This window comes from Microbacterium trichothecenolyticum, assembly GCF_000956465.1.
Classification (GTDB): domain Bacteria; phylum Actinomycetota; class Actinomycetes; order Actinomycetales; family Microbacteriaceae; genus Microbacterium; species Microbacterium trichothecenolyticum.
Map to the genome: position 1 here is coordinate 1 of NZ_JYJA01000039.1, position 25,506 is coordinate 25,506.

Sequence of the window (25,506 nt, forward strand, 5' to 3'; positions counted from 1 at the left end):
CGAACCCGGAAGCTAAGCCTCTCAGCGCCGATGGTACTGCAGGGGGGACCCTGTGGGAGAGTAGGACACCGCCGGACACCCATTCACGGAATGGCCACCCCCACGGGTGGCCATTCCGCGTTAACAGCCCGACATTCGCGGTCGGATGAGCCGCCCGTTCATCAGGGGGTGGGCAGTCGCTCTGCGCGGCTGCCCAGCGGAGCGCGCGTTCCCGCCTGGTCGGTGCGGCGGGACGGCCAGGACGACGGGGCGTGCTAACGCGTGGTCTCGCGCACGATGAGGCGTGTCGGCAGCATGCTGCGCCGGGGCTCCTGCGTCGGGCCGCCGGTCTGGAGGCGCATGAGCATGATGTCCACGATCTCGTCGGCCATCTCGTCGTTCGAGGGCTCGATCGTTGTCAATCGAGGCGAGGTGTAGGAACTCGCCCGTACATTGTCGAACCCCACCACCTGAACGTCCTCGGGAACGCGGATGCCGCGATCCGTGAGCGCCCGCAACGCTCCGTGGGCGCTGGAGTCAGTGAGAGCGAAGACGCCGTCGAAGGGGACGCCGGCGTCGACGAGCGCCGAGATCGCCCGGAATCCGTCGGCCATGTCGAGCCCGGTGTTGAGGATGAGTTCCTGCCTCACTCCGAGGCCGCGTCCGCGGTGCGCATCCGCGTACCCCCGTGTGCGAAGGGTCTGAAGGGACTCGCCCCCCGACCCGGCGCCGCCGAGCGCGACCACCGCCCGCGCACCGCGGTCGAGCAGATGACCTGTCGCCATCGCCCCGCCGCCGACGTTGTCCATCAGGACGTGGTCGAACCGGGCGGACACGGCGCGTTCGCCGAGCAGGATGATCGGCTTGTTCGGGAGGATCCGATCGAGCTCGGCGGACTCGCTCGCCGCGATCGCAAGGATGAATCCGTCGTATGTCTCGAGCTGCGACGCCGCGAGGGAGTCCATCTCCGTAGCCATCGCGCCGCGCGTGTTCTCGGTCACCAAACGGATGCCGCGTTCAGCGAACAGGCGAGAAAGCCGCTCGGCCAGCTCGCCGTAGTACTCCGATGCCAGGACGGGCACGCCGAGGCCGACCATCCCCGTCCGCCCCTTCCGCAGCGAGCGAGCACTCTGATTGAGTCGATAGCCCAGCTCGTCGATGACGCGGGCGACACGGTCGATCGTCTCCACACTGACCCGCTCGGTACGACCGTTCACAACGTTGGACACAGTCTGCGCCGAGACCCCCGCCTGCTGGGCGACATCCTGCATCGTCACGTGCGGGTTCGTACGGGATCTGGCTCGTTGTTGCATCCGGGTCGGTTCGTTTCGGCGCCGTGGGATAGAGCGACTCTACCGGCGTCTCGCCGTTCGACGCGCTCAGATCCGCAGTCTGCGCCGCCACTCCCGTCCATCGGTCATCGTGAGACGTGAGCCCGCGTGGTCCTGCAGCCTAGGCGGAGACGTCTTCCGCCCACCACTATGACGTCGCCGAGACCGCCGGTGTCTCGCACGCGACGGTGTCCCGGGCGATCGACGGCGGGGGAGGGCTGACCGATGAGACGCGCCGCCACGTGCTGGTGGTGGTCGCCCGCGTCGGGGACGAGCCGAACATCTCGGCGTGCGTCCTCGCCGGACGCGTGCGTCCTCGCCGGACGCGTGCGTCCTCAGCTCGCTGCCGTCGTGGCGACAAGCGGTGGTTCGCCGCGGGCAGCACGGCCGCTCGATGCGGTCGATCGCGCGACCAGGCGGAGCGGATTCGCGCTGACGATCGTCGCCGCTCACGGCGATCGGCACCCCGACCGACGACTTCGCCGAGTTCGCCGTCGCGATAGTGCTCCATTCGATCGGAGAGGGGCCGCCGTGGCCGGATCCGATGGCGCGGCTCGGCTCGTGCTGCGCGCGACCGCTGGACCTTTGAGCGCTCCACGACGGGCGGACGGGGCAGTCTGAGGAGTAGGCGCGATCTGCGGGATGTAGCTCGGGAACATCTTGAGGTGGACGCGCATGTTCGTTGATAGCGCGAACATTCGCCCTTGTGAGCCCAAGCTGTGACCGCTAACATGCGAACGACCGCCGATGAGGACGGGCCGCACGCAGCAGTGCTCAGCAGATCTGGGGCGCGGGAGACTGCGACCGGCCGTCGTCTCCGCGTTCCGACACGCGGTGCAGGCGGCTCGAGGTTGATCGATCAATGAGGAGGAGACCTTGACCAGAGAAAAGATCCATCACGCGGCAAGACGCCGCAGGATGGCGGCCGTCCTAGGTGTGGCGATCGCCGCCAGCGCGCTCCTCGTGAGCGGGCTCGCCCAGCCGGCCACCGCGGCCGATGAGGAGCTCATCGCGAACGGCGGATTCGAGTCCGGCCTCGAGGGCTGGTTCGTGAACAACGGGAACGCCACCGACGGCGGCACCCTGTCGATCGTCGGCGACGCCTACTCGGGGGCATCCGCGATCAAGATCGCCGGCCGCACGACCACCGGCTCCGGGCCCATGCAGGATCTGAGCGGCAAGGTGCAGGCCGGCCAGACCTACACGATCAAGGCCCGGGTGAAGTACGACAACGCGAGCAGCCCGGCCACCAAGCAGTTCTTCGCCACGATGCACTACGGCGGAGGGACCTACACCAACCTGGGCAGCACCACGCCTGGGCGCGGGCAGTGGGGCTACATCAACGCGACCTTCACGATCCCCGCGAGCCAGAGCGTGTCGACCGCGCGCCTGTTCATCGAGACGCCGTGGACCAGCTCGCCCTCGAGCGACCCGAACACCCACCTGATGGACTTCGTGGTGGATGACGTCTCGCTCGTCGGCACGCCCCCGCCGCCCCCACCGTCCAAGACGATCGAGGTCGTCGGCAAGCTCCCCGGTGAGCACAACCCGCTCATCGGGCACAAGTTCGGAGCCGACGGCTTCGGCTACGCCGAGGACGGCCGGGTCTACATGTTCATGACCAACGACACCCAGGGCTACGCGCCCGACCCGGTGACCGGCATCTCGCCGCAGATCAACTACGGCAGCATCAACCAGATCACGCTGATCTCGTCCGAGGACCTCGTGAACTGGACCGACCACGGCGAGATCCAGGTGGCCGGGCCGCAGGGCGTCGCACCCTACACGAGCAACTCGTGGGCACCGGGCTTCGCGAAGAAGACGATCAACGGCGTCGACAAGTACTTCCTGTACTACGCGAACGGCGGGGGATCCAGCAACGTCCTCGTCGGGGACTCGCCCATCGGGCCGTGGACCAATGTGCGATCGAGCACGCTGATCAACGGCACCACCCCCGGCGCGTCGGGCGTCAGCTGGCTGTTCGACCCGGCACCGCTGGTGACCGACGACGGCAAGGCATACCTCTACTTCGGTGGCGGCCCGGCCTCGACGAGCTTCCCGGCGGCCGAGCGGTTCAACAACCCGAAGAACATCCGCGTGATCGAGCTCGGTGACGACATGGTCTCCACCAAGGGGACCGCGGCGGTGGTGGATGCCCCCGTGGCGTTCGAGGCCGCGCAGGTCTTCGAGCGCCAGGGCAAGTACTACCTGTCGTACTCGTCGCACTTCGGAGGCAACGACTTCGGCGGCAACCAGACCGCGCTTCCGGGCTACCCCGGCGGCGGCCAGATCGGCTACATGATCTCGGATGACCCGATGTCGTTCCCGAAGGAGGCCTACGCGGGCGTCCTGTTCCCGAACCAGTCGCAGTTCTTCGGCGCCGGCACGGGCGGCAACAACCACCAGTCGGTGTTCGAGTTCGAGGGCAAGTACTACTTCACCTACCACGCGCCCACCCTGAACAAGCGCATCAACGGCAACACCACTCAGGGGTACCGCAGCCCGCACATCCAGGAGCTGACCTTCAACGAGGACGGCACCGCGAAGCAGGTCGTGGGCGATTACGCCGGTGTGGCCCAGGTGAAGGACTTCGATCCGTTCCGCACGTTCGAGGCGGAGACCCTCGGCTGGAGCAAGGGCATCGCGACGCAGAAGGTCGATGGCGGATCGCCGCAGTTCGGTGCCGCCGCGCCCAACCTCGTCGTGAAGGACATCGACAACGGCGACTGGACGGCGCTGTCGTCGGTGGCGTTCGGGGACGCCGGGGCGGCCTCCGTCACGGTGAAGGTGAAGCCGCTGCAGAACGGTGGATCGATCAACGTGCGCACCGGCAGCGAGACCGGACCGATCGTGGGCACGATCCCTGTCACCGGCACGGCCGGCCAGTGGACCGATCTGACCGCCGACCTCGCGGGACTGACGGGCACGCACGACGTGTTCTTCACCTTCCAGGGCGGCAGCGGCGACCTGTTCGAGCTCGACACGTGGTCGTTCGCCGAGTCGGCGGCGCCGTCGCTCGACGTCTCCGCCGACGCAGCTTCACGCTGCGTCGCGGGCAAGTCGGTGCTGACGGTCAAGGTGACCAACTCCGATGAGGTGCCCGTGACCGCGACGGTCACGACCCCGTACGGCTCGAAGTCGTCGATCGTCATCGCACCCGGCAAGTCGGTCTCCAGCGCGTTCACGACGCGTCAGGCGAACACGCCGGCCGGCGCAGCCGACGTCGCCGTCACGGCGACTGTCGGGGGCCAGCAGGTGTCCACCGCCGTGTCGGCGCCCATCGCCGCGCACAGCTGCGGTTGACGAACCCGGGGTGGCGGCTCCGTCCGGCCGTCACCCCGACTTCCGCGAGCGGCGATGCCGCCGAGAATCAGGAGACAGAATGAAGAAGCCAGGAATGCTCGCCCGCACAGCGGCGTGCGCTCTGGGAGGGATGCTGCTGCTCGGCGCTGCCGGTGCGGCCGCCGCCGACGAACTCGGTGATGACGACGTGCAGGTCAGCGTCGACATCGCCGCTCTGCCGCCCGTGGGCGCACTGACGATGAGCGTCGTCGCGGGCGGGGCGGTGCTGACCGAGGCGCCCTCGACCGACCCCGATCTGCGCGAGTTCACCGGGGTGCTGCCGACGGTGACCGTGACCGACGATCGGGAAGAGGTGCCCGAGGGGGCGTTCTGGTACGTCACGGGTCAGTCCTCGGCGTTCACCGCCGCGGGCGCGACGCCGATCGGTCCGGAGCAACTGGGCTGGACCCCGCGCCTGCTCACCCCGAACGACGGAGAAGTCGCAGAGGGGCCCGAGGTCGGTACCGTCTTCGACTCCGCGCCGAACAACGTGGGCCTCGAGGGCGAGGAGTTCCTTGCCCTCGCGCTGGACTCCGGCGAGGCGCGAACGGTCGGGCAGTGGCAGGCGAACGCCGACCTGCGCCTGAAGACGCCCGCGGACGTCGAGCCGGGAAGCTACTCGGCCACGCTCACGCTCACGCTCTGGGAGGACGCGCTGTAGCGATCCCGCGCGTTCCGGGGCCGGCGGGACACACCCGCCGGCCTCGGGACGACGGTGGACCGTCCCGTCGCGGACGGCATCCGGACCACACCCCTCTGCGCAGCCGACTGCGCTCGCGCTCTCGACCAAGGAGAAACCCTTGTCCCCGTCATCCACCTCATTCGGGCCGCGCTCGGCGCAGCCCGACGTTCTCGACCGCCCACCCGCCGGCAGGTCCGGCAGAGGCCGGCTGCGGCACCTCGCCCTCGCGAGCGCCGCCATCGTCGCTGCCGGCCTGCTCCTCGCCGCTCCGCCCGCCCAGGCCGCCGATCCGTGGCAGCCGGACTCCGGTTACACGTCCACCGACAAGGGGGACGGAACCTACAGCGTTCCGCTGCTGAACGCCGACGTCCCCGACGTCTCGGTCGAACGCGTCCCCGCGGCCGAGAACGACGAGGGCCGCGACATCTACTACATGATCAGCACGACGATGCACCTGAGCCCCGGTGCTCCCATCATGAAGTCGTACGACCTGGTGAACTGGGAGATCGTCAACTACGTCTTCGACCGTGCCGACATCAGCGACTCCTTCTCGCTGCGCAACGGACAGACCTCCTACGGGCAGGGGCAGTGGGCGTCGTCGATCCGGTATCACGACGGCAAGTGGTACGTCGCGTTCAACACCAACAACCTCGGCGGGTCCTACCTCTATGTGACGGACGACATCGACGACGGGTCCTGGGAGCGCATCGCGTTGGGTCGTGCGTTCCACGACCCGTCGCTGTTCTTCGACGTCGACGGCACCGCGTACATCTTCTACGGCTCGGGATCGACGAGCGCCGTGAAGCTCAGCAGCGACATGCGAACCGTGGTGGCGGAGTACCCGCAGATCCTCCGGACCTCCGACTACCCCGGGTCGTCGTTCATCGGCGGTCTCTTCGAGGGCGCGCAGGTGCAGTACATCGACGGCAAGTACTACATCGTGATCATCACGTGGCCGTCGGGCCAGGGCCGTCAGGTCGCACTGTTCCGCTCCGATCACCTGCTCGGGCGCTATGAGACCTCCAACGGAAGCAACCCGTACGAGGCGAAGGGCGTGCTCAACTCGAACGGCTTCGCCCAGGGCAGCCTGGTGCCGATCGCACGCGAGGGCGGTGGGACCGACTGGTGGGGGATGTTCTTCCGCGACACGTTCCCGATCGGACGCATTCCCGCGCTGATCCCGGCGACGTGGTCGAACGGGTGGCCGACGTTCGGCAACAACGGGTCGGTCCCGCTCAACGGCACGTTCGCGAAGCCGATCGACCTGAGTCCTGCCGAAGAGCTGTACGAACGGCAGAAGAGCATCGTGGTCTCGGACGACTTCGACAACGACGCTCCGCAGCGCGCGTACATGGACGAGGACTGGACGATCCCCGCGGCTCCCGATGTCGACCAGTCCCTGCTGGGCGTGGAGCTGCTCACCAACCCGGGATTCGAGAGCGGCGCGCAGGGGTGGATCGTGAACGACACGGCTACGCTCGCAGCGTCGACGGATGCCGCCACCGGCGCGGGCTCGCTGCAGGTGACCGGTCGCACGACGACCGGCTCGGGTGCGGCGCAGGACGTGTCGGGGAAGGTGCAGCACAACGTCACGTACGACGTGTCCGCGAAGGTCAAGTACGAGAATCCGAACAGCCCGGCGACGAAGCAGTTCCTGATCACCGCCCGCTACGGCAGCAGCACCTTCACCAACCTCGCGAGCGTCACGGCCACGCGGGGTCAGTGGGCGACGATCTCGGGCAGCTTCACCGTCCCGGCATCCCAGCCCCTCTCGTCGATGCGGATCTTCATCGAGACACCGTGGACGAGCAACGCCAATGCGCTGGCGGCGCCCGACACGCACCTCATGGACCTCAAGGTCGACGACGTGTCGTTGAAGGGCCGGCCACTCACGACCGAGCTGCCCCACCCCGACGAGATCGCCCCGAACGGGTCGCGCCTCGCGATGCAGTGGGAGTGGAACCACGCCCCCGACAACCGGTACTGGTCGCTGACCGATCGCGACGGCTGGCTGCGGCTGACCACCGGCAAGGTCGTCACGGGCAACTTCCGTCACGACAAGCTCTCGAACAAGGATGAGGTCACGTATCTCGAGGAGGCGCGCAACACGCTGTCGCAGCGCACCTTCGGACCGCGCCAGTCGGCCGAGACGAAGCTCGACATCTCGGGGATGAAGAACGGCGACGTCGCAGGACTGGCAGCCTTCAACCGCGGCTTCTCGTATGTGGCGGTCAAGCGCGTGAACGGCGTCAACACGGTGGGCGTCGTCCACCGCGGTCAGCCCTTCTCCGCGACGATCGACCAGGCGGCCGTCGAGTCGTTCGTCGCCGGGTCGACGGCCGATCTCGGGTCCGCCACCGAGGTGCACCTGAAGGCGGACCTCGACTTCGCGAATCCGGCCGGTCAGCTGTGGACGACGTTCTTCTACAGCCTGGACGGCCTGAACTGGCAGCAGCTCGGCAACCGGGTGGGACCGCAGACCCTCGATGGCAGCCTCACGCATTTCATGGGACATCGAATCGGTCTGTTCAACTACGCGACGCAGCAAGCAGGCGGCCACGTCGATTTCGACCACTACCTGCTGAGCGACACGCTGACCGCTCAGGGCCTTCCGCTCGACAAGAGCGATCTCGATGCCGCCATCGCGTATGCGGCGACGCTCCAGGAGGTGGACTACCCCGAGAACGAGTGGGTCGAGCTCGAGGAACTCCTGGCGGAGGCGGCCGGAGCCCGCGCGCGCACCGCGGGCACGCAGAACCAGATCGACGCGCCGGAGCGTGCGTTGAGTCTGCAGCTGGCACGGCTCGGAGTGCTCAAGGCCCCCGAGCCCACGCTCGAGGTGTCGATCACGACCGGCGCGCGCTGTGTCAGCGGCAAGGCGGTGCTGACAGTGCAGACGGCGAACGGCGCAGGGGTGCCGGTCTCGCTGGTCGTCACGACGCCGTACGGCGGGAAGTCGATCGCGGCGCTCGCGCCGGGAAAGACCACATCGAGCGCGTTCACGACGCGTCAGGTCGCGATCCCCGCGGGTGTCGTGACCGTCGAGGCGTCCGCGACCGTCGACGGTGACGCGGTGACGGTGCCGCTGGAATCGCCCATCGCGGCGCGCAGCTGCGGCTGAACGATCGGTGCGGCGGTCCGGACGAGCTCCGGACCGCCGCACCCCGCGCCATCCTGCCGTCCGGCAACCCTTCAACACGGCGGCCGCAGCGGCGTGCGCAACGGACCGCGCGCGGGCAGAATGGCCTCGACGACCGCGTGGCCGTCAGGACGAAAGAGGTCGGCGTGGCAGCCATCGACGGCAAGTGGGCGATCGAGGTCGCGACGCTGGCGGGATCCCACCACTTCGACGCCACGCTGACGACGGTCGGAACCTCGCTCACGGGCACTGCGATCGGTCCCACCGGCCCGATCGCGATCCGAGGCGGCACGGCCTCGGGCGACACGGCCGAGTTCACACTCGACCTCGTCGCGCCGCTGCCGATGTCGCTCGTGGTCGCGCTGCACGTCGTCGGCGACCGGCTCACGGGCACTGCGCAGGCGGGTCCCTTCCCACCGTCGACCATCGTCGGCACCCGCACGGGCTGAGCCGGCTCGGTCATCGACGGCAGACGGATGCGCCGCCGCGGCGTCTGTCTGCGTTCGGGCGCGGCTACCCGAGCGGTCGCGGGCGGGCGAGTGGCATGGTCGCCGCCATCATCCAGCGCGGCAGGCGGAACATCGGGCGGTCCTTGCCGAGCGCGTCGATGCCGGCCATCTCGGCGGGACTCAGCTCGAAGTCGAAGACGTCGATGTTCGCGGCGATGTGCGCGGGATCGGTCGACTTCGGGATCGCCACGAAGCCGCGCTGCACGTGCCAGCGGAGGATCACCTGGACTGCCGACTTGCCGTGTGAGGCCGCAGCCCCCACGACCGCAGGCTCCGAGAGAAGCTTGGCCGACCCGTGGCCCAGCGGGTACCACGCCTCGGGGACGATCGCGTGCTGGGCCAGGAACGGGAGCAGGTCCGGCTGCTGCCAATGCGGATGCAGCTCCACCTGGTCCACCGCGGGTGGGATCCGCGCCGCCGGAAGCAGGCGCTCGAGGTCGGGCACCGCGAAGTTGCTCACCCCGATGGCGCGCACGACACCCTGGTCGACCGCATCCTCCATCGCCCGCCACGCGCCCTTCACGTCGCCGACGGGCTGATGCAGGAGCAGCAGGTCGAGGGGGCCGCAGTCGAGCCGCTCCAGCGCGCCGCCGATCGCGGCGCGCGCTTTGTCGTAGGCGTAGTCCGAGGGCCACAGCTTCGTCGTGAGGAAGATCTCCTCGCGGGGGACTCCGGACGAACGGATGCCGCGTCCCACCGCCCGTTCGTTGCGGTAGATGGCCGCGGTGTCGATGAGGCGGTACCCGGAGTCGAGGGCGGACTTCACACTCGACTCGCACACCGCCACGTCGGTGACGAGGTAGACGCCCAGGCCGAGCTGCGGCATCCGTGTTCCGCTCGAGAGCGGGATGCTGGTCACCATCTCTGCTGCCTCCTCCGGGGACTGGAGGCGCATCTACGCGTCCCTCATCGAACTGTAGATTCTCCGCGCCGCGAACGGGAGTCCCGGCGCGTGTGTACGCATCCGGCCGGTAGCGTGGGACCGTGCGGGAACTGTCGGAGGCGGGTATCGAGTTCGTGCGCGAACGGCACATCGGCACACTCTCGACGCTGGCGCCGTGGGGCGGCATCCACGCGGTCGCGGTCGGCTTCACGCTGCACGACGGGCTGTTGCGGATCATCACCTCGCGTGACTCGCAGAAGGTGCGGAACGTGTGGCGCGACGGCACCGCCACGATCAGCCAGGTGGACGGCGCCCGCTGGCTCTCGTTCCAGGGCGCGGCGACGGTGCACGACGACCCTGACGAGGTCGCGCTCGCGGTCGCCCTCTACGCCGAGCGGTACCGCCAGCCCCGCGTGAACCCCCTCCGGGTCGCGATCGTCCTCACGCCTTCGCGGCTCATGGGCAGCGGGGGGCTCTTTCGGGAGGCGTGACTACGGTCGGGCACCACCCTCGGCCAGGGCGGCGAGCGCTGCCGTGACCGCACTCCATCCCTCGAAGAACCCGAGCGCTTCGTGGCGGCTGCGGGCGGCGGCATCGCCGTGCCGCACCACCACGCGGTAATCGGTGCCGTCCGCGTGGTCGTCGAGGCTGATCTCGGCGGTCATCGCGACGGGCTCCGGCTTCGCAGGGTGCCAGCCGCTGTCGACGGCGTTCGTGAAGACGAGGCGGCGATGCGGCTCGACGACGAGGAACACGGAGTCGGTGTGAGGGGCGAACAGTGCGCCGTCGGCGCTCATGCTCGTGACGAAGGCGCCGCCGGGGCTGACCTCGAGCCGGTCCACGCGGGCGACGGTGGGCGCCGGCACCCACCACTTCGCGAGCAGGCTCGGTGTGCTCCAGGCGTCCCAGACGGCCTCGCGGGGCGCGTGGATCACGCGATCGAGGGTGAGGTCGCGCTCAGGGTCGATCGTGGTCATGGCTTCTCCTCCGGATCGCCGGCTCGTCGCAGACTACCTCCGCGTCGACACACGCGGAACTCATGCGATCCGCATGAGGCGTCGAGACCGTTCGCGGTGCCATGATGTGCCTCACATGCTTCGGTTCAGGAGGAGGCGCCACGTGGGGATGATCCGCACCAGGGTGTCTGCGCGGCTGGGCGCCGTCGTCATCGCGGGCACCGTCGCGGCCACGGTCCTCGCCGGATGCTCCGCCGAGGCCGACCCGATCGAGCGGGCGAAAGCCCAGGTCTCGGCGAAGGAGAAGGCGGTCGCCGAGGCGCAGACCGAGCTCACCGCTGCGTCGGGTGCATTCTGCGGCGCGAGCAAGGACTACATCGAGGCGCTCGACCGCTACGGCGACGTGCTCAACGACACCGCTCCGACGGTCGGCGATGTCCGAAACGCGGGCGCGGACCTCGCCGAACCGCGGCAGGATGCGGTCGACGGTGCTGAAGCGGCCGTCTCCGCGAACCAGGCGCTGTACGACGCGCAGCAGGAACTCGTCGACGCGCAGATCGCGCTCGCCGAGGCGGAGGCGGGTCCGACAGGAACGCCGAGCGGACCCGCGCCCGCGGAGCCGTCGAGCACGCCGCTCGCGCCCACTGCGTCCGTCGAACGCGTGAAGCAGGCGGAATCCGAGTTCGCGGCGGCCGAGGCATCCGTTACCGACGACACGCCCCTGAAGGACGCGGCCGAGCGGTTCAACAGCGCCGCGGTCGCGCTCGAGATGGCGTGGCTCGCGCTGGTCGCCGACGCCGGCTGCCTCACCGACGAGCAGGCGGTGCAGGCCGAAGCGGCGGTCCGCGCGTACACGTCGGCGCTCCAGCAGGACCTCCTCGTCGCCGGCTACTACACGGGTGACGTCGACGGCGTCTATGGGCCGCTGACCGTCCAGGCCGTCGAGGATCTGCAGAGGGCGGCCGGACTCCCGGTCACCGGCACCGTCGACAAGGCGACCGCCGAGGCGCTGCAGGCGAAGCTGGCCGAGCTGGGCGGCGCTGCCGCCCAGGAGTCGGTCGCGACGACGGCCGCGATCCAGCAGACGCTCACGCTCGTCGGATTCTGGGACGGCCCCGTCGACGGCGTATGGACGCCCGAGCTGACAGCCGCAGTACAGGCGTTCCAGACCGAGCTGGGCGTCGAGCCGACGGGAACGGTGGATGCTGCGACAATCGCCGCGTTCGAGAAGGCGATCTCCGATCTGCAGAAGGCGGCGACCGCACCGACGCCGACCCCCTCGGGCTCGGACGGCTGAACGCCGGCGGTTACAGCCAGCGGCGCACCCGCGCGCGGTAGTCGTCGTACTCGGTGCCGAACTTCTCGCCGAGGTAGCGCTCCTCGGGCGTGATCGCACCCCACCACAGCGCCGCAACGCCGAGCGGCGTGAGAACCAGCGCCCAGAACGACGGCCACAGCAGCGCCAGGGCGATGTCGAGCGCGATGAGACCGAGGTAGAGCGGGTTGCGGCTGACGCGGAACGGACCGCGGTCGAGGATCGTGCTGGTCGCACCGCCCGGCAGCAGCGCGGTGCGGTGCCGGGCCATGAGCCACAGCGCCCAGCCGTTCCACAGTGCGAACCCGGCGATGAGCACGAGCGCGATCACCCGCGATGGTCCGACCGGGAGTGTGATCGGGTCGCCCACCACGGCCGTGAGGATCCACCCGGCGACGAGGGGCACCCCGAGCGCCACCGGCGGCCAGATCCGATACGCGGGCGCGTCCGCCATTCCCGCAGTGTAGCCGCGAGCCCCCAGGTGTCGGGCCCTAAGGTGGGCGGCATGAACGGATGGGTCCTGGCCCTCGCCCTGGTCAGCGCCGCGGTGAACGCATTCGGGATCCTGGGCGGCCGGGCCGCCGTCGAGGGCGCCCGCGCCGAGGACCATGTCGCGCGCACCACGGGGTGGTACCTCCTCATCCGGTGCGCCGCTCTCGTCGTCGCGGCACTGATCGGCGCACTCGGTGTCTGGCTCGCGTGGAGGTGGGAGGTCAGAGGCTGGGTCTTCGCCGTCGCGGCCGTCACGGTGCTGGTGCAGCTGCTCGATGTTCCCGTCTGGCTGTCGCAGCCGGACAGGTGGAAAGCGGCGGTCGCGCTCTCCCTCGCGCTCGTCGTCGTCGCCGTGGGGGCGGTCGCGCTGCTTGCGCCCTGACGCCTGCGCGATTCCTGCGGGCGACGCGGTCGTACGGTCCGTCTACGCTGAGGCGGTGATCGTCGTCCCTCCTTCATTCCGCGACGTGCCGCGGTGGCGGTACGACGGGGTACCGCTGCGCCCGTTCGACGCCTAAGGTCGCGAGGGTGGGTGTCCGCAGCTTCGAGCACATCGGCCTCATCGTCGAGGACCTCGAGGCGATGGCGGGCTTCCTCGAGATGCTCGGATTCCACCGCGGCGAGAAGGCTCGGGTCGGCGGCCCGTGGGCGGATCGCGTCAACGGGCTCACCGGCACCGATGTCGAGATGGTGTTCCTCACCGCGCCCGACGGCTCGGGGACGATCGAGCTCTCGCAGTTCCTGCAGCCGGAGAGCCCCCCATCCGTCGGCGATCTCCCGTCGAACACGCCGGGCCTGCGCCACCTCGCCTACCGCGTCGACGATGTCGAGGGGGTGCTCACCCAGGTCCGCGCCGCCGGGTACGACACCATGGCGGAGCTCGTGAACTACGAGGACGTGTGGCTCGTCTGCTACGTCCGCGGGCCGGAAGGGCTCATCATCGAACTCGGACAGCGGCTCGACGACTGAGCCCGCTCAGCGTGGAGGGAAGGACGGCTCGTGCCGGCAGATCAGGCTTCGGAGTTCCTCGCGCTGCACTCGGGCGCCGGATTCGTGATCCCCAACGCATGGGATGCCGGGACCGCACGCATCCTCGAGCAGGTGGGTTTCCCCGCCGTCGCCACGACGAGTGCGGGCATCGCGTGGTCTTACGGTGTGCCCGACGGGGGAGCGCTGGACCCCGGCGTCATGTTCGAACGGGTCGCGGAGATCGCCGCCGCGGTGGGCGTGCCTGTCAGTGCGGATCTCGAGGCGGGCTACGGGGACACCGCGGCGGAGGTCGGGCGTACCGTCGCGCTCGCCGCCGAGCTGGGGATCGTCGGCGGCAACATCGAGGATGCCTCCGCAGGCGTCTTGTTCCCGGTCGAGGAGGCGGCGGAGCGCCTCGCGGCCGCGCGTGCGGCCGCGCCGACGGGCAGCTTCGTACTGAACGCGCGCACCGACGCATACTTCATCGGCACGGCGAAGGATCCGTTCGCCGAGACGGTCGAGCGCGCGCAGCGCTATGTCGAGGCCGGGGCCGACTGCATCTTCGTGCCGGGGGTCAAGGACGAGGACACCATCCGCCGACTCGTCGCGGAGATCCCGGCGCCCCTCAACGTCGTCGCGGGATTGGTGGCACCGGTCATCCCCGCGCCCACGCTCTTCTCGCTCGGGGTCAAGCGGGTCAGTGTGGGCGGCAGCCTCGCCCGCGCGGCGCTGTCCGCAGTGGAGCGTGCCGGCCGGGAGCTGATCGAGACCGGCACGCTCGACTTCCTCGATGCAAGCCTCGGCTACGGCGACGTGCAGCGCCGGCTCGGCGCCTGACTACCGCGCGGCGGAGTCCTTCTCGCGCGTGCGACGGCGTGCGCGCCCGGTGGGGGCGGCGCTGTGCTGCTCGGCCTTCAGCCGCTCGGCTTCGAGCCGCTCCGCCTCCTCGCCCCCGATCGCCTCGCCGCGCGCGACCAGCCCGGCAACGTCCGACAGCGGGATCTGCTTGAGGAAGAGGGCCAGCACGAAGGCGATCGCGATGAACGGCACGAGGTACCAGAACACGGGCGCGAGCGCGTCGGCATACGCGTCCACGACTCCCGTCCTGACCGTGTCGGGCAGCGAGTTCAGCACCGAGGGGTCGATGCTCGACGTCGCCTCGCCTGCCTGCTCGGGGCTGGCGCCGGCATCCGTGAAGACCTTCGTCAGGTTCTCGGTGAGACGCGTCGTGAAGAGGGTGCCGAACACCGCAGTGCCGAGCGCCGCCCCGACCTCGCGGAAGTAGTTGTTCGTCGAGGTCGCGGTGCCGAGATCCGCAGCGGGCACGGCGTTCTGCACGACCAGCACGACGACCTGCATGATGCAGCCGAGGCCGACGCCGAAGAGGAACAGGTACGTGCAGATCAGCCAGATCGGCGTCGACGCGGTGAGCGTCGTCATCAGCACCATCGCGATGCCGACGATGAGCGTGCCGACGATCGGGAACAGCTTGTACTTGCCGGTCTTGGTGATGAGCAGGCCCGACGCGATCGACATGCCCATCACGCCGACCATCATCGGGAGCATGAGGAGACCGGATGCTGCGGCCGACGTGCCCGACGACATCTGAAGGAAGGTCGGCACGAAGCCGAGAGCCGCGAACATGCCGATTCCGATCGCCATGCCGATCGCGGTCGCATTGATGAAGATCGGGTTGCGGAACATCGACAGCGGCATGATGGGGTCGGCCGCGCGCGACTCGGTGAAGATGAACAGTCCGGCCGAGGCGACGAGCCCCGCGCCCCACGCCCAGGTCGCCCCGGAGTCCCAGCCCTGGTCCGCCGAGCCGCCGAAGTCGGTGAAGAAGATGAGGCATGTGGTGGCGGCTGAGAGGAACAGCACGCCCAGCCAGTCGATCGGCTTCTCCGCCTTCTTGTTCGGCAGCTTCAGGGCGAACACGGCGATGAAGAACGCCGCGATGCCCACCGGGATGTTGATGTAGAAGGCCCACTGCCAGGTCATGTGGTCGACGAAGAAGCCGCCCAGGAGCGGGCCGGCGACGGCCGCGAGGCCGAAGATGCCGCCGATCGGGCCGAGGTACTTGCCGCGCTGGTCGGCGGGCACGATGTCGGCGATGATCGCCTGCGAGAGGATCATCAGCCCGCCGCCGCCGAGGCCCTGGATCGCGCGGAAGACGACGAACATCCAGAAGTCGGTCGCGAACGCGCAGCCGACCGATGCGAGCGTGAAGATCGCGATCGCCACCATGAACAGGCGTCGGCGGCCGAGCACGTCGCCGAACTTGCCGTAGATGGGCATGACGATCGTGGTCGCGAGGATGTACGCGGTCGTGATCCAGACCTGGTGCGAGACGCCGCCGAGCTCGCCGACGATCGTCGGCATCGCGGTCGAGACGATGGTCTGGTCGAGGCTCGACAGGAGCATGCCCGCGATGAGCGCGGAGAAGATGATCCAGATGCGCCGCTGCGTGAGCAGGAACGGCGCCTCGCCGCCGGGCTTGGCGGTGGGGACGGTGGCGGTGGTCATTCGGGGGTTCCCATCAATACGGTCTGCGTGGCGAAGAGGTCGCGCGCCGCGCCGATGCGCCGCTCGAAGATCTGGATGAACGCGTCGGGGCTGCCGGGCTTCAGGAACTCTCCGGCCGCCGAGCGGACGAGTGCGCCGACGACCTGTGAGGCGACCTGCGCGCGGAGATCGCCCGACGGCAGGTTCTCGCGCTGCTCGATGAGCCGAGCGTCGAACTGCTCGCCCTCGACCCCCAGTTCGAGCATGCGCGCGAGCAGCCGGGGCTCCTTCTCGACCGCGCGGAACAGGTCCTGCACGGTGTCGGGGGCGATGTCGAGCGCGCGCCAGCGCTCCTCGGAGAGGAGAGCGAGGTCGGTGAGCAGGTTCGGCGAGATGCCCGGCTCGTCGGACGCGCCGGCGAGGAAGCGGGCGATGGCGGCAGCATCCGATCGCTCCAGAGGGATGCCGAGGACGGCGTCGTCCTTCGAGGCGAAGTAGTTGAAGAACGTGCGTCGCGACACCGCGGCTTCGCTGCACAGCTCCTCGACGGTGAAGCCGGCCAGGCCGTGCTCGGCGGTGAACCGCCGTGCGGTGCGGATCAGGGTGCGCGTGGTCGCGGCACGCCGGCGCTCGCGGAGTCCTTCTGCACTATCTGTCACATCATGCAGTTTTGCACTAAAGGTATTATCGTGCAAATTGGCCTGCGGCGGCGCCCTCCGGCGATGCGTTTCAACAGGTCAACCGCGCCTCCGCAGGACCGCACTGAGTTCGGAGGGCCTGCAGAGCCCCGGTTGACCTGTCGAAGTGGGGGGCGGGTCAGTGCACGGGGCCTACCGTGGAGGCGCGCGGCAGCAGTTCCGGAAGGAGGTACACGCGCTGCACCGGGCGCCGCGCGCCCTCGCTCAGGCGGGCGACCATCGTCTCGACCGCGAGACGGCCGACCTGCTGCTTGGGCGGACGCAGCGCCGTGATGGCGGGCTCGGCGCTCTCGGCGACCTCGTCGTCGTAGGCCACGATCGCGAGGTCCTCGGGGATCGACCAGCCGTGGTCGCGCGCGTGCTGCTGCAACAGCACCGCCTGAGGGTCGTTGTGAATGAGGAGTGCGGTGGTGCGGGTCTCACGGCAGCGCTCGAGCACGTCGGCGATGAGGGCCTCGCGGGCGACCCCGTCCAGAGCGTCGAGCGTCGCGTCGACGTCGACGAGGCACTCGAGTCCCAGCCCCTCGACGGCGCGGTCCCATCCTCGGCGGAGCTGCCACGACGTGGGCGAGCCGGCCGAAGTGAGGATGCCGACGCGCCGGTGGCCGAGTGAGGCCAGGTGGTCGGCCGCGAGCGAGCCGCCGAAGACGTGGTCGGTGGTGACCCACTCGAGGCTCGTGAGCGCGAGCGCCGACGGCACGCGCCGCTCGGCGAGCACGACGGGGATCGGCAGCGCCTCGAGCCAGTGCAGCAGGGCGCGCCCGTCGGCGCCGAGGGTCTCGGGCGCCACGATGAGCCCGTGCAGGCTGCCGGACTCGACGAGCGAGGCGATCTGCCGGCGCTGATCGTCGACGGAGTAGGTCGCACCTCGGAGGATGAGCTGGACGCCGACCTCGGTCGCCGCGGCCCGCGCGCCGATCATGATGTGGGGCCAGTAGTAACTGAGCGACGGAACGACCATCCCGACCCGGAACCGGATGGGGGCGCCCGAGGATGCAGGAACCGTCGTGTCGAGCCGGCTGCGCAGCGTCGCGCCGCCGTGCACGCGTGTGACGAGGCCGCGGTCGGCCAGCTGTCCGATGTCGCGCCGGATGGTGAGCTCGGAGACTCCGAGCCCACGCGCGAGGTCGGCCACCCGCACCGAGCCCGAACGCCGCAGTTCGTCGAGGATGTGCTCGCGGCGCGAGAGGCCGAAGGCCGGCGGGTCGGTGGGCTGCTCCATGATCGCCTCAGCGTACAAGTGTGTTCGAGTCGGTTCAAGACTGAACGAATCTGTTCGTTTTGGTTTCCGCATCCGCACATCCCACGAGAGGATTTCGCTGCGGGCACGCGGTCGTGCCCCACTCGTGCGTCGACGCCGGTCCGGGTCCGCGTGCGCACGGGAGAGCCCCAGGGGAACGGAGACTGCGATGTCGCAGGGATGGATGCCTCGTCCGAAGGACGGACGGAGACCACGACGGGTGCGCACGACGCTGGTGGCGGTGGTGACCGCTGCAGTGGTCGCGGCGCCGCTCGCCGTGCCGACCATGGCTCAGGCGGCGGGCGCCGATCCCGTCACCGTGAACGTCACGGGCGCCGACATCGCGGCCGCCGCGCAGAACAGGAACGGCCTCACGTTCAAGGGGTTCGGCGTGCTGTCGGCGAACTCGACGAGCGCGCTGCTGCTGGACTACAAGTCGCAGCATCCCGACGCGTACTGGGAGCTCATCGAGACGCTGTTCGGTGGGGACCACCCGATCATGAACACGGTCAAGATCGAGATGGGCAACGACCGCAACACCTCGACCGGCCCGAACGCATCGACGATGCGCACGCGCGACGAGTACCCCAACGTCCTGCGCGAGCCCGGCTTCCAGCTCGCCGCCGACGCCCAGCTCGTCGCCCACGGCGACGTGCACGTGAGCCTCCTGCGCTGGAACCGCCCGGCGTGGGTCGCGAATGACGCCGACCAGTACATCTGGTTCAAGAACACCGTGCTCGCCGCCTACCGCGAGTTCGGGGTCATGATCGACTCGATCAACCCCGACACGAACGAGACCTCGAGCCCCAACATCCAGCTGTACAAGAACTTCTCGGGCTGGGTGCGCGGCGACGAGAAGGGCTACGAGGGAGCGACCGCGTCCGACCCGAACAACGGCTTCGCGTCGGAGGAGGAGAAGAGCCTCTACCGCGCCATCCAGACCATCGCGGCCGACACGGTCGGCACGCCGCCGGTCTCGTTCGGCAACGCCATGACCTCGGCCACCGACTCGTCGCTGCGCGACGCGGTCGACGTCGTCGGGTTCCACTACTCGAGCGCCGACGACAGCGCCGGCAACATGAAGAAGATCGCCGAACAGCTCGACAAGGAGGTCTGGAACTCGGAGGGCCAGTCGACCTTCTCCAGCTCCGCCGACCGCCCGAACAACAACGCGAGCGACGAGCAGGGCGGCTTCGGCACGCAGTTCGGCGGCACCAACAGCGCGCTCGAGATGGGCAACTGGGTCACGACCGGCTTCAACGCGTCGCGCCGCACCATGAACATCTTCCAGCCGGCGATCGGCTCGTTCTACGACGGATTCCAGTACTCGTCGAAGGAACTCGTGAACGCCCGTGACCCGTGGTCGGGCTGGATGTACTACGACGGCGGCCTCGCCGTCATCGAGCACTTCACCCAGTTCGCGAAGCTCGGGTGGGAGAACGCCGACAACACTGCCGGCATCTGGCGCGCGATCCCGAAGGCGTCGGGCAGCGAGCTCGGCACGGGCAACCCGCCGAGCGGCGCGCGAGCGGGCGGAGCGTCGTACACGACGCTCGCGGCGCCGGACGCGTCGGACTTCTCGACCGTCATCATCAACGACTCGAAGTTCACGAAGACCTACCGGATCGTCGCCAAGGACCTGAACCTCGGCGCCGACCAGACCGGTGAGGTGTGGGAGACGCGGGCGGCCGACGCCGGCCAGGCGTACGACGCGAACTACCTGAAGCCGGTCGGCGAGGTCACCCCCGCCGCCGACGGCACGTACAGCGTCACGGTCAAGCCGTGGTCGGCGGTCACGTTCACGACGCTCGACCACGCGACTGTCGGTGCGGCCGGCAAGCTCGCGGCGAAGGACGGCTACGGCAGCGCGCTGCCGTCGTCGAAGGAGTACACCGACGCCGACGGGGGCCGCGACGTGCTCGACACCGATGCGAGCGGCAACGTCAACGGCGTCACCGACGACGCGGTCCTCTACGCCGACGACTTCGACTACGCCGAACAGGGCAACATCAAGGACTACGACCCGGCGAGCGGTGAGCTCTCCGACGGGACGGTCTCGTACCTCGACAGCCGCGGCAACCAGACGAAGCCCGCCGGCACGCCTGCCGTCCAGAGCGAGGACAACGGCGCCACCCCGCGGTACACGAACGACACGAACGGCGCGTTCGAGTCGGTTGCGACCCCGGACACGGCGCACCACCGTGTGCTCCGCCAGCAGGTGGGCCCGGGCATGGCCGGGGGTGCATGGAACGGCGGCGACCCGAAGACGACGATCGGCGACGCCCGCTGGGCGAACTACACGGTCTCCTCGGACGTGCTGTTCGAGGCATCCGGATCCCAGTACGCGACCATCGGCGCACGCGAGCAGGGCGGCACAGCCAACGGCCAGAGCGTCTCGGCCGCTGAGCTGAAGATCGACCCGACCGGCGCCTGGACGTTCATGCGCTTCGGCGCGACGCTCTCGACGGGCACCGTGGCGGGCAACGCCGCCGCGGCGTTCAAGACCGGCGCGGGCGTGTGGAACAACATCGCCGTGAAGGTGGCCGGGTCGGTGTACACGGCTTACGTCAACGGCATGGAGGTCGCGGCGTACACGGATGCTGCACCCCAGGCGACCGGTCGCATCCAGCTGGGTTCGAGCTTCAACTTCGTGCAGTTCGACAACCTGAAGATCGAGACGGTGCCCGGCTACACGCCGTACTACGCCGCGATGATCGACGGGATGCACCAGACCAGCTGGGCGGACCGCTCGGTGCCCGTGCTGCAGTTCGACAAGAACTGGAGCCACGCGAACGGCCAGGGCATGTTCGAGTGGCAGCGCACGGCCTCCAAGAGCACGGCGAAGGGAGCGTCGATGACGTATTCCTTCACGGGCACCGGCATGGACATCATCGGCACCAACGCCGGGACCACGACCCTCGACGTGATCGTCGACGGCGTGCAGGTCGCAACGGCCGCGCCGACGTTCGCCGCCGGCAGTGAGCGCACCACGTTCATCCTCCGCGGTCTGTCGAGCGGCCCGCATACCGTCGTGATCAAGACCGCGAACGACGCGTCGATCAACGTCGACGCCGTCGGCGTGGTCACCGCGACGGCCGACTCGGCGAAGGCCGACACCACGGCGCTCGCCGCGGTGGCCGACGCCGTGAAGGGCCTCGACGAGGGCGAGTACAGCGCCGAGACGTGGGCGGTGTTCGCGGCTGTCAAGGCGAACGCGACCGCCGCGCTCGACGACCCGGCGGCCTACGGCCTCGATACCGAGGGTTCCGTGGCGATCGCGGCCCGACTGACGGCGGCCGCAGACGGCCTCGTGCCGAAGGATGTCAGCGCCGACGTGCTCGACCTGGGCGTCGTCACCATCACCTCGACCGACCGGGCGCTCCCCACCAAGCTCGACCTCGCCGGCACGAACGCGAAGGTCACGTGGAGCCTCGCGTCGACGACGAGCGCGAAGAGCGTCGCCGAGCTGGGTACGTTCGTCGCGGCCGGCCGATCGACCGAGAAGCTGTCGTCGGGCGTGTACCAGCGCTTCGGCGCCACGGTGCTCGTCGTCCCGGCGGATCTCGACTACTTCATCGACTCAGGCGCGACGGGTGCTCCGGCCGGGTCGGTGTACGCGGCGGTGAAGGCATCCGCTCCGGGTCTGCTCAACGACACCAGCGACCAGAAGTGGGACGGCACGACGGCGGGCACGACGTGGGGCTACTCGACCACGGCGACCACGATCGCGGCGGGCACGCCGGCGGAGTGGGGCTCGTCGTACGTCGGCGCCGACTACAACAAGCCGATCACCTACCACCTGACGCTGCCCGCGGGCTCGTACAACATCGTCGCCGTTCAGGCACCGCGGGCGGGGCTCACGACCAACGTCTACTCCAAGGTGAAGGCGGCCGGCACCGAGACCACGAAGAACGCCACGTCGACGGGATCGGCCACGCCGGTCACGCAGGCGCTGACGCTCGACGCGGACGCCGTGGTCGACGTCGAGTTCGGCACCAACGGCACGAGCGGCTACAACGCCCGCCTCGCGCTCGTCTACGTGCAGAGCCTTCCTCGCGACGTCGGGGTGCAGGGCGCGCTGACCGTCGACGAGGATCTGCCCGAGACGGTGACGGTCGCAGGCTCCGAGAAGGCCGTGGAGTGGGATGCCGCCTCCGCCGCGCAGCCGCGCACGGTGTACCGCAAGCTCACCGTCACGGGTCGCCTGACCGACACCGATCAGGCCGTCATCGCCGGTTACGAGATCATCCCGCCGGCGCTGGTCTATTACATCGACTCGGGGACGAGCGGGGCTGCCTCGCCGCAGTACACCGCCGTCGCCGGCTCGGTGAGCCTGCGCAACGACAGGGTGGACCAGGTCTCGACCGCCGCCGACCAGTGGGGCTACATCGCCGACGGCATGAAGACGAAGGGCACCACCGACATCAACGACAAGTACTCGACGGGTCTGTACCAGGACACGACGAAGCTCGTCTACCGTCTGCCCCTCGACGCGGGCACGTACACGCTGACGGCCGGCTTCACCGAGTGGTGGAACCTCAACCGCGCGATGTACCAGACGGTGTCTGTCGGCGGCACGGAGCTCGCCAAGGGCACCGTCCCGCTGTCCGGATCGAGCACGCCGATCGCGGCGCCGCTCACCTTCACGCTGACGGCTCCGGCCACAGTCGACTACCTCGTCACCAACGAGGGCGCCGGCGCCGAGAAGCCGGTCATCTCGTGGCTCGCCGTGGCCGACGAGACGCTTCCCGGCGCGCCGCAGAACGTGACGGCCGCGCTCGCCGGCGACACCTCGATCACGGTCGCGTGGGATGCCTCGGCTGTCACCGGTCCGGGATTCACGGGGTACCGCGTATACGAGGCGGGCGGCGCCGACCCGGTGTGCGAGACGAGCAGCACCAGCTGCACGGTCCGGGCGCTCGAGCTCGGCACGACCCACTCGTACGAGGTCGCGGGCGTGAACGCTCTCGGCGAGGGCGAGCGGTCGGCGGCGACGGCATCCGTCACCCTCCCGGAGGTCGCCTCGAACGACGGCGCGAAGACGGTCCCGGCCAAAGGCGTGCTCTCGTCGAACGACGGATGGGACACCGGCCTCAAGGACGGCACGTTCCAGCTGACGATGAACCTGTGGTGGGGCGAGAACGGCTCGCTGTTCAAGCTCTACCGCGACGGCGAGCTCGTCGCCAAGGTGCCGCTCACGATGATGACGCCCGGCGCGCAGAGCGCGGTCGTCGACATCACCGGCCTCGTCAACGGCACGTACGTCTTCACCGGTGAGCTGGTCAACTCGAAGGGCACGACCGCGACGCAGCCGCTCACCGTGAAGGTGACGGATGCCTCGCCCGGCAAGCCCGTCCTGTCGAGCGACGCACGCGGCGGCACCGGGTCGTACACCGTGACCGCCGATCTGTGGTGGGGCACCAACGCCACCTCGTACCGGTTCCTCGAGAACGGCGTCGAGGTCGGCGCGGGCGACCTGAAGGCGGCCACCCCGGGCGCGCAGCGCGCGACCCTGCCGGTGTCGGGCAAGGCCAAGGGGACGTACACCTACACGGTCGAGTTCACGAACGCCGCCGGCACGACGGCGAGCGCCCCGCTCAAGGTCACCGTGACCAAGTAGGCCGACCCGAGCGCCGCGGGCGGAGCACCTCCGGGTGTCTCCGCCCGCGGTGTTTTGCGGCAGGATGGCGGAAAGCGCCCGCGATCGCTGCGGGCGAGGATGAGGGTCGACGGTGACGCTGCGCAGCTCCCACTGGTATTCGGGCGACGACCGGAACGCCTACATCCATCGGGCGTGGATGCGCCGCGGTGTTCCGGACTCGGCCTTCACGGGGCGTCCGCAGATCGCGATCGCGAACACCGCGTCGGATCTGACGCCGTGCAACGCGCACCTGAACGAGGTCGCGCAGTCTGTCAAGAACGGCATCTACGAAGCCGGCGGCATCCCGCTCGAGCTCCCGGTGGTGTCGCTCGGTGAGACGAACGTACGCCCGACGGCGATGCTGTGGCGCAACATGGCGGCGATGGCGACGGAGGAGATGCTCCGCGCGAACCCGATCGACGGGGTGGTGCTGCTCGGCGGCTGCGACAAGACGATCCCCTCTCTGCTGATGGCCGCGGCATCCGTCGATCTGCCCGCCGTCGTCGTCCCGGGAGGGCCCATGCTCACCGGCCATTTCCGCGGTGAGGCGCTCGGCTGCGGCACCGACGTGTGGCGGCTGTCGGAGGAGGTGCGCGCGGGCACGCTGAGCGAGGAGATGTTCCTGAAGTCCGAGTCCTCGATGATCCGCTCGAAGGGTCACTGCAACACGATGGGAACCGCCTCGACCATGGCGCTCGTCGCCGAGGCTCTCGGCGTCGTCGTGCCCGGAGTCGGGGGAACACCCGCACCGGATGCCCGCCTGCTCGAGGCCGCCCATTCGACGGGTGCGCTCGCCGTGGCGCTGGTGGCGGAGGATCGTCGCCCGTCGACGTTCCTGACGAAGGCGAACTTCCACAACGCGATCGTCGCGCTCGCCGCGATCGGCGGCTCGACGAATGCGGTGGTGCACCTCCTCGCGATCGCGGGGCGCCTGGGGATCGACCTGTCGATCGATGACTTCGACCGGATCGGCGCCGAGGTGCCGCTGCTGGTCAACCTGCAGCCCGCAGGTCAGTACCTGATGGACGACCTCTTCCGCGCCGGCGGGTTCCTCGCGGTGATGCGCGAGGTGCGCGACCTGCTCGACCCCGCGGCCCTCACCATCACGGGTCGCCCGTTCGTGGAGTACCTCGACGACGCCCGCATCTGGGACGCGGACGTGATCACCCCGCGCGACACCCCGCTGCAGCCGCACGCCGGCATCTCGGTGCTGCGCGGCTCGCTCGCTCCGGGCGGTGCGCTGATCAAGCCTGCGGCGGCATCGCCGCACCTGCTGAAGCACCGGGGTCGGGCTGTGGTGTTCGACTCCATCGAGGACTTCCAGACCCGCGTCGACGACCCCGACCTCGACATCGACGAGAACTCGGTCATGGTGCTGCGCGGCTGCGGACCGAAGGGCTACCCCGGCATGCCCGAGGTGTCGAACATGCCGCTTCCGACCAAGCTCCTCGAGCGCGGCATCCGTGACATCGTCCGCATCTGCGACGGCCGCATGTCGGGCACCGCGTACGGCACGGTCGTGCTGCACGTCACCCCCGAGGCCGCCGCCGGGGGACCGCTCGCCCTGGTGAGGACCGGCGACTGGATCGAACTCGACGTGCGCGACCGCCGCCTCGACCTCGACGTGCCGGCCGACGAACTGGCGAGCCGGATGCCGAACCAGGCCACGGTCGACGGCTACGCGAACCCGCGGCGCGGGTGGGAGCGGCTGTACGTCGACCACGTGCTGCAGGCGGACCGCGGCGCCGACCTCGACTTCCTGGTCGGAGCGTCGGGTTCGGAGGTGACGCGTGAGTCCCATTGAGCCGAGGGGCGCGGGTCCCGA

At 69.5% G+C, this 25,506-nt stretch carries 18 protein-coding genes, 1 rRNA gene and 1 pseudogene; 13 read left to right on the forward strand and 7 right to left on the reverse strand.

Annotation, left to right across the window (positions count from 1 at the left end; translation table 11 throughout):
• Window positions 1-77, forward strand: a 5S ribosomal RNA gene (gene rrf / locus RS82_RS15720); the annotation flags it as partial.
• 177 nt (window positions 78-254) lie between these two features.
• On the opposite strand, the gene RS82_RS15725 is transcribed toward rrf, so the two are convergent.
• The gene (locus tag RS82_RS15725) at window positions 255-1,250 is read right to left on the reverse strand and encodes a LacI family DNA-binding transcriptional regulator (RefSeq protein WP_045301610.1); all 996 of its coding nucleotides are present in this window, start codon (window positions 1,248-1,250) and stop codon (window positions 255-257) included.
• Window positions 1,251-1,471: 221 nt separating this feature from the next.
• Here RS82_RS15725 and RS82_RS22060 point away from each other — a divergent pair.
• The 5 genes and pseudogenes from RS82_RS22060 to RS82_RS15745 all read left to right on the forward strand — a co-directional run.
• Window positions 1,472-1,813 (forward strand): annotated as a pseudogene (locus RS82_RS22060) (LacI family DNA-binding transcriptional regulator); the annotation flags it as partial.
• Between the two features lie 415 nt (window positions 1,814-2,228).
• The gene (locus RS82_RS15730; RefSeq protein WP_045301187.1) at window positions 2,229-4,613 is read left to right on the forward strand and encodes a family 43 glycosylhydrolase; all 2,385 of its coding nucleotides are present in this window, start codon (window positions 2,229-2,231) and stop codon (window positions 4,611-4,613) included.
• A gap of 79 nt (window positions 4,614-4,692) precedes the next feature.
• Window positions 4,693-5,313 carry a hypothetical protein gene (locus tag RS82_RS15735; protein WP_052676876.1) on the forward strand — a complete coding sequence of 207 codons (621 nt, stop codon included), beginning with the start codon at window positions 4,693-4,695 and terminating at the stop codon, window positions 5,311-5,313.
• 139 nt (window positions 5,314-5,452) lie between these two features.
• Window positions 5,453-8,455, forward strand: coding sequence for a family 43 glycosylhydrolase (locus tag RS82_RS15740; RefSeq protein WP_169748714.1), 3,003 nt, complete (start codon window positions 5,453-5,455; stop codon window positions 8,453-8,455).
• Between the two features lie 164 nt (window positions 8,456-8,619).
• The gene (locus RS82_RS15745) at window positions 8,620-8,922 is read left to right on the forward strand and encodes a hypothetical protein (protein ID WP_052676877.1); all 303 of its coding nucleotides are present in this window, start codon (window positions 8,620-8,622) and stop codon (window positions 8,920-8,922) included.
• A 64-nt stretch (window positions 8,923-8,986) separates the two neighbouring features.
• On the opposite strand, the gene RS82_RS15750 is transcribed toward RS82_RS15745, so the two are convergent.
• On the reverse strand, window positions 8,987-9,844 hold the full coding sequence (locus tag RS82_RS15750) for an aldo/keto reductase (RefSeq protein WP_045301190.1): 858 nt from the start codon (window positions 9,842-9,844) through the stop codon (window positions 8,987-8,989).
• 122 nt (window positions 9,845-9,966) lie between these two features.
• Between RS82_RS15750 and RS82_RS15755 the strand changes: the two genes are divergently transcribed.
• Complete coding sequence (locus RS82_RS15755) at window positions 9,967-10,356, forward strand: PPOX class F420-dependent oxidoreductase (protein ID WP_045301192.1); 390 nt, start codon at window positions 9,967-9,969, stop codon at window positions 10,354-10,356.
• Here the strand turns inward: RS82_RS15755 and RS82_RS15760 are convergent, their stop codons facing one another.
• Window positions 10,357-10,842 carry an SRPBCC domain-containing protein gene (locus RS82_RS15760; RefSeq protein ID WP_045301194.1) on the reverse strand — a complete coding sequence of 162 codons (486 nt, stop codon included), beginning with the start codon at window positions 10,840-10,842 and terminating at the stop codon, window positions 10,357-10,359. It abuts the gene before it with no gap.
• 148 nt (window positions 10,843-10,990) lie between these two features.
• Here RS82_RS15760 and RS82_RS15765 point away from each other — a divergent pair, with 148 nt between their 5' ends.
• Window positions 10,991-12,118, forward strand: a complete 1,128-nt coding sequence (locus RS82_RS15765; protein ID WP_045301196.1) for a peptidoglycan-binding domain-containing protein — start codon at window positions 10,991-10,993, stop codon at window positions 12,116-12,118.
• Between the two features lie 10 nt (window positions 12,119-12,128).
• Here RS82_RS15765 and RS82_RS15770 read toward each other — a convergent pair whose 3' ends face one another.
• On the reverse strand, window positions 12,129-12,590 hold the full coding sequence (locus RS82_RS15770; RefSeq protein WP_045301198.1) for a methyltransferase family protein: 462 nt from the start codon (window positions 12,588-12,590) through the stop codon (window positions 12,129-12,131).
• Window positions 12,591-12,641: 51 nt separating this feature from the next.
• Between RS82_RS15770 and RS82_RS15775 the strand changes: the two genes are divergently transcribed.
• The 3 genes from RS82_RS15775 (at window position 12,642) to RS82_RS15785 (ending at window position 14,434) form a co-directional block, all read left to right on the forward strand.
• Window positions 12,642-13,010, forward strand: coding sequence for a hypothetical protein (locus RS82_RS15775; RefSeq protein ID WP_045301200.1), 369 nt, complete (start codon window positions 12,642-12,644; stop codon window positions 13,008-13,010).
• Between the two features lie 146 nt (window positions 13,011-13,156).
• On the forward strand, window positions 13,157-13,597 hold the full coding sequence (locus RS82_RS15780) for a VOC family protein (RefSeq protein ID WP_052676878.1): 441 nt from the start codon (window positions 13,157-13,159) through the stop codon (window positions 13,595-13,597).
• Window positions 13,598-13,627: 30 nt separating this feature from the next.
• Window positions 13,628-14,434 (forward strand): isocitrate lyase/PEP mutase family protein, encoded by an 807-nt coding sequence (locus tag RS82_RS15785; protein WP_045301202.1) that lies wholly within the window; start codon window positions 13,628-13,630, stop codon window positions 14,432-14,434.
• Here RS82_RS15785 and RS82_RS15790 read toward each other — a convergent pair whose 3' ends face one another.
• The 3 genes from RS82_RS15790 to RS82_RS15800 all read right to left on the reverse strand — a co-directional run bounded on the left by RS82_RS15790 (window position 14,435) and on the right by RS82_RS15800 (window position 18,022).
• Window positions 14,435-16,123, reverse strand: a complete 1,689-nt coding sequence (locus tag RS82_RS15790) for an MDR family MFS transporter (RefSeq protein WP_045301204.1) — start codon at window positions 16,121-16,123, stop codon at window positions 14,435-14,437.
• Window positions 16,120-16,761, reverse strand: a complete 642-nt coding sequence (locus RS82_RS15795) for a TetR/AcrR family transcriptional regulator (RefSeq protein ID WP_045301206.1) — start codon at window positions 16,759-16,761, stop codon at window positions 16,120-16,122. Before RS82_RS15795 ends, RS82_RS15790 begins: the two co-directional genes overlap by 4 nt.
• A gap of 157 nt (window positions 16,762-16,918) precedes the next feature.
• Entirely contained in the window at window positions 16,919-18,022 is a 1,104-nt protein-coding gene (locus RS82_RS15800; protein ID WP_045301618.1) for a substrate-binding domain-containing protein, read from the reverse strand.
• Window positions 18,023-18,260: 238 nt separating this feature from the next.
• Here RS82_RS15800 and RS82_RS20790 point away from each other — a divergent pair, with 238 nt between their 5' ends.
• Together RS82_RS20790 and RS82_RS15810 are read left to right on the forward strand one after the other, a co-directional pair.
• On the forward strand, window positions 18,261-23,660 hold the full coding sequence (locus RS82_RS20790; RefSeq protein WP_052676879.1) for a fibronectin type III domain-containing protein: 5,400 nt from the start codon (window positions 18,261-18,263) through the stop codon (window positions 23,658-23,660).
• A 112-nt stretch (window positions 23,661-23,772) separates the two neighbouring features.
• A complete protein-coding gene (locus tag RS82_RS15810) occupies window positions 23,773-25,485 on the forward strand; it encodes an IlvD/Edd family dehydratase (protein ID WP_045301208.1) in 1,713 nt (570 codons plus the stop codon).
• The last annotated feature ends 21 nt before the right edge of the window (window positions 25,486-25,506 follow it).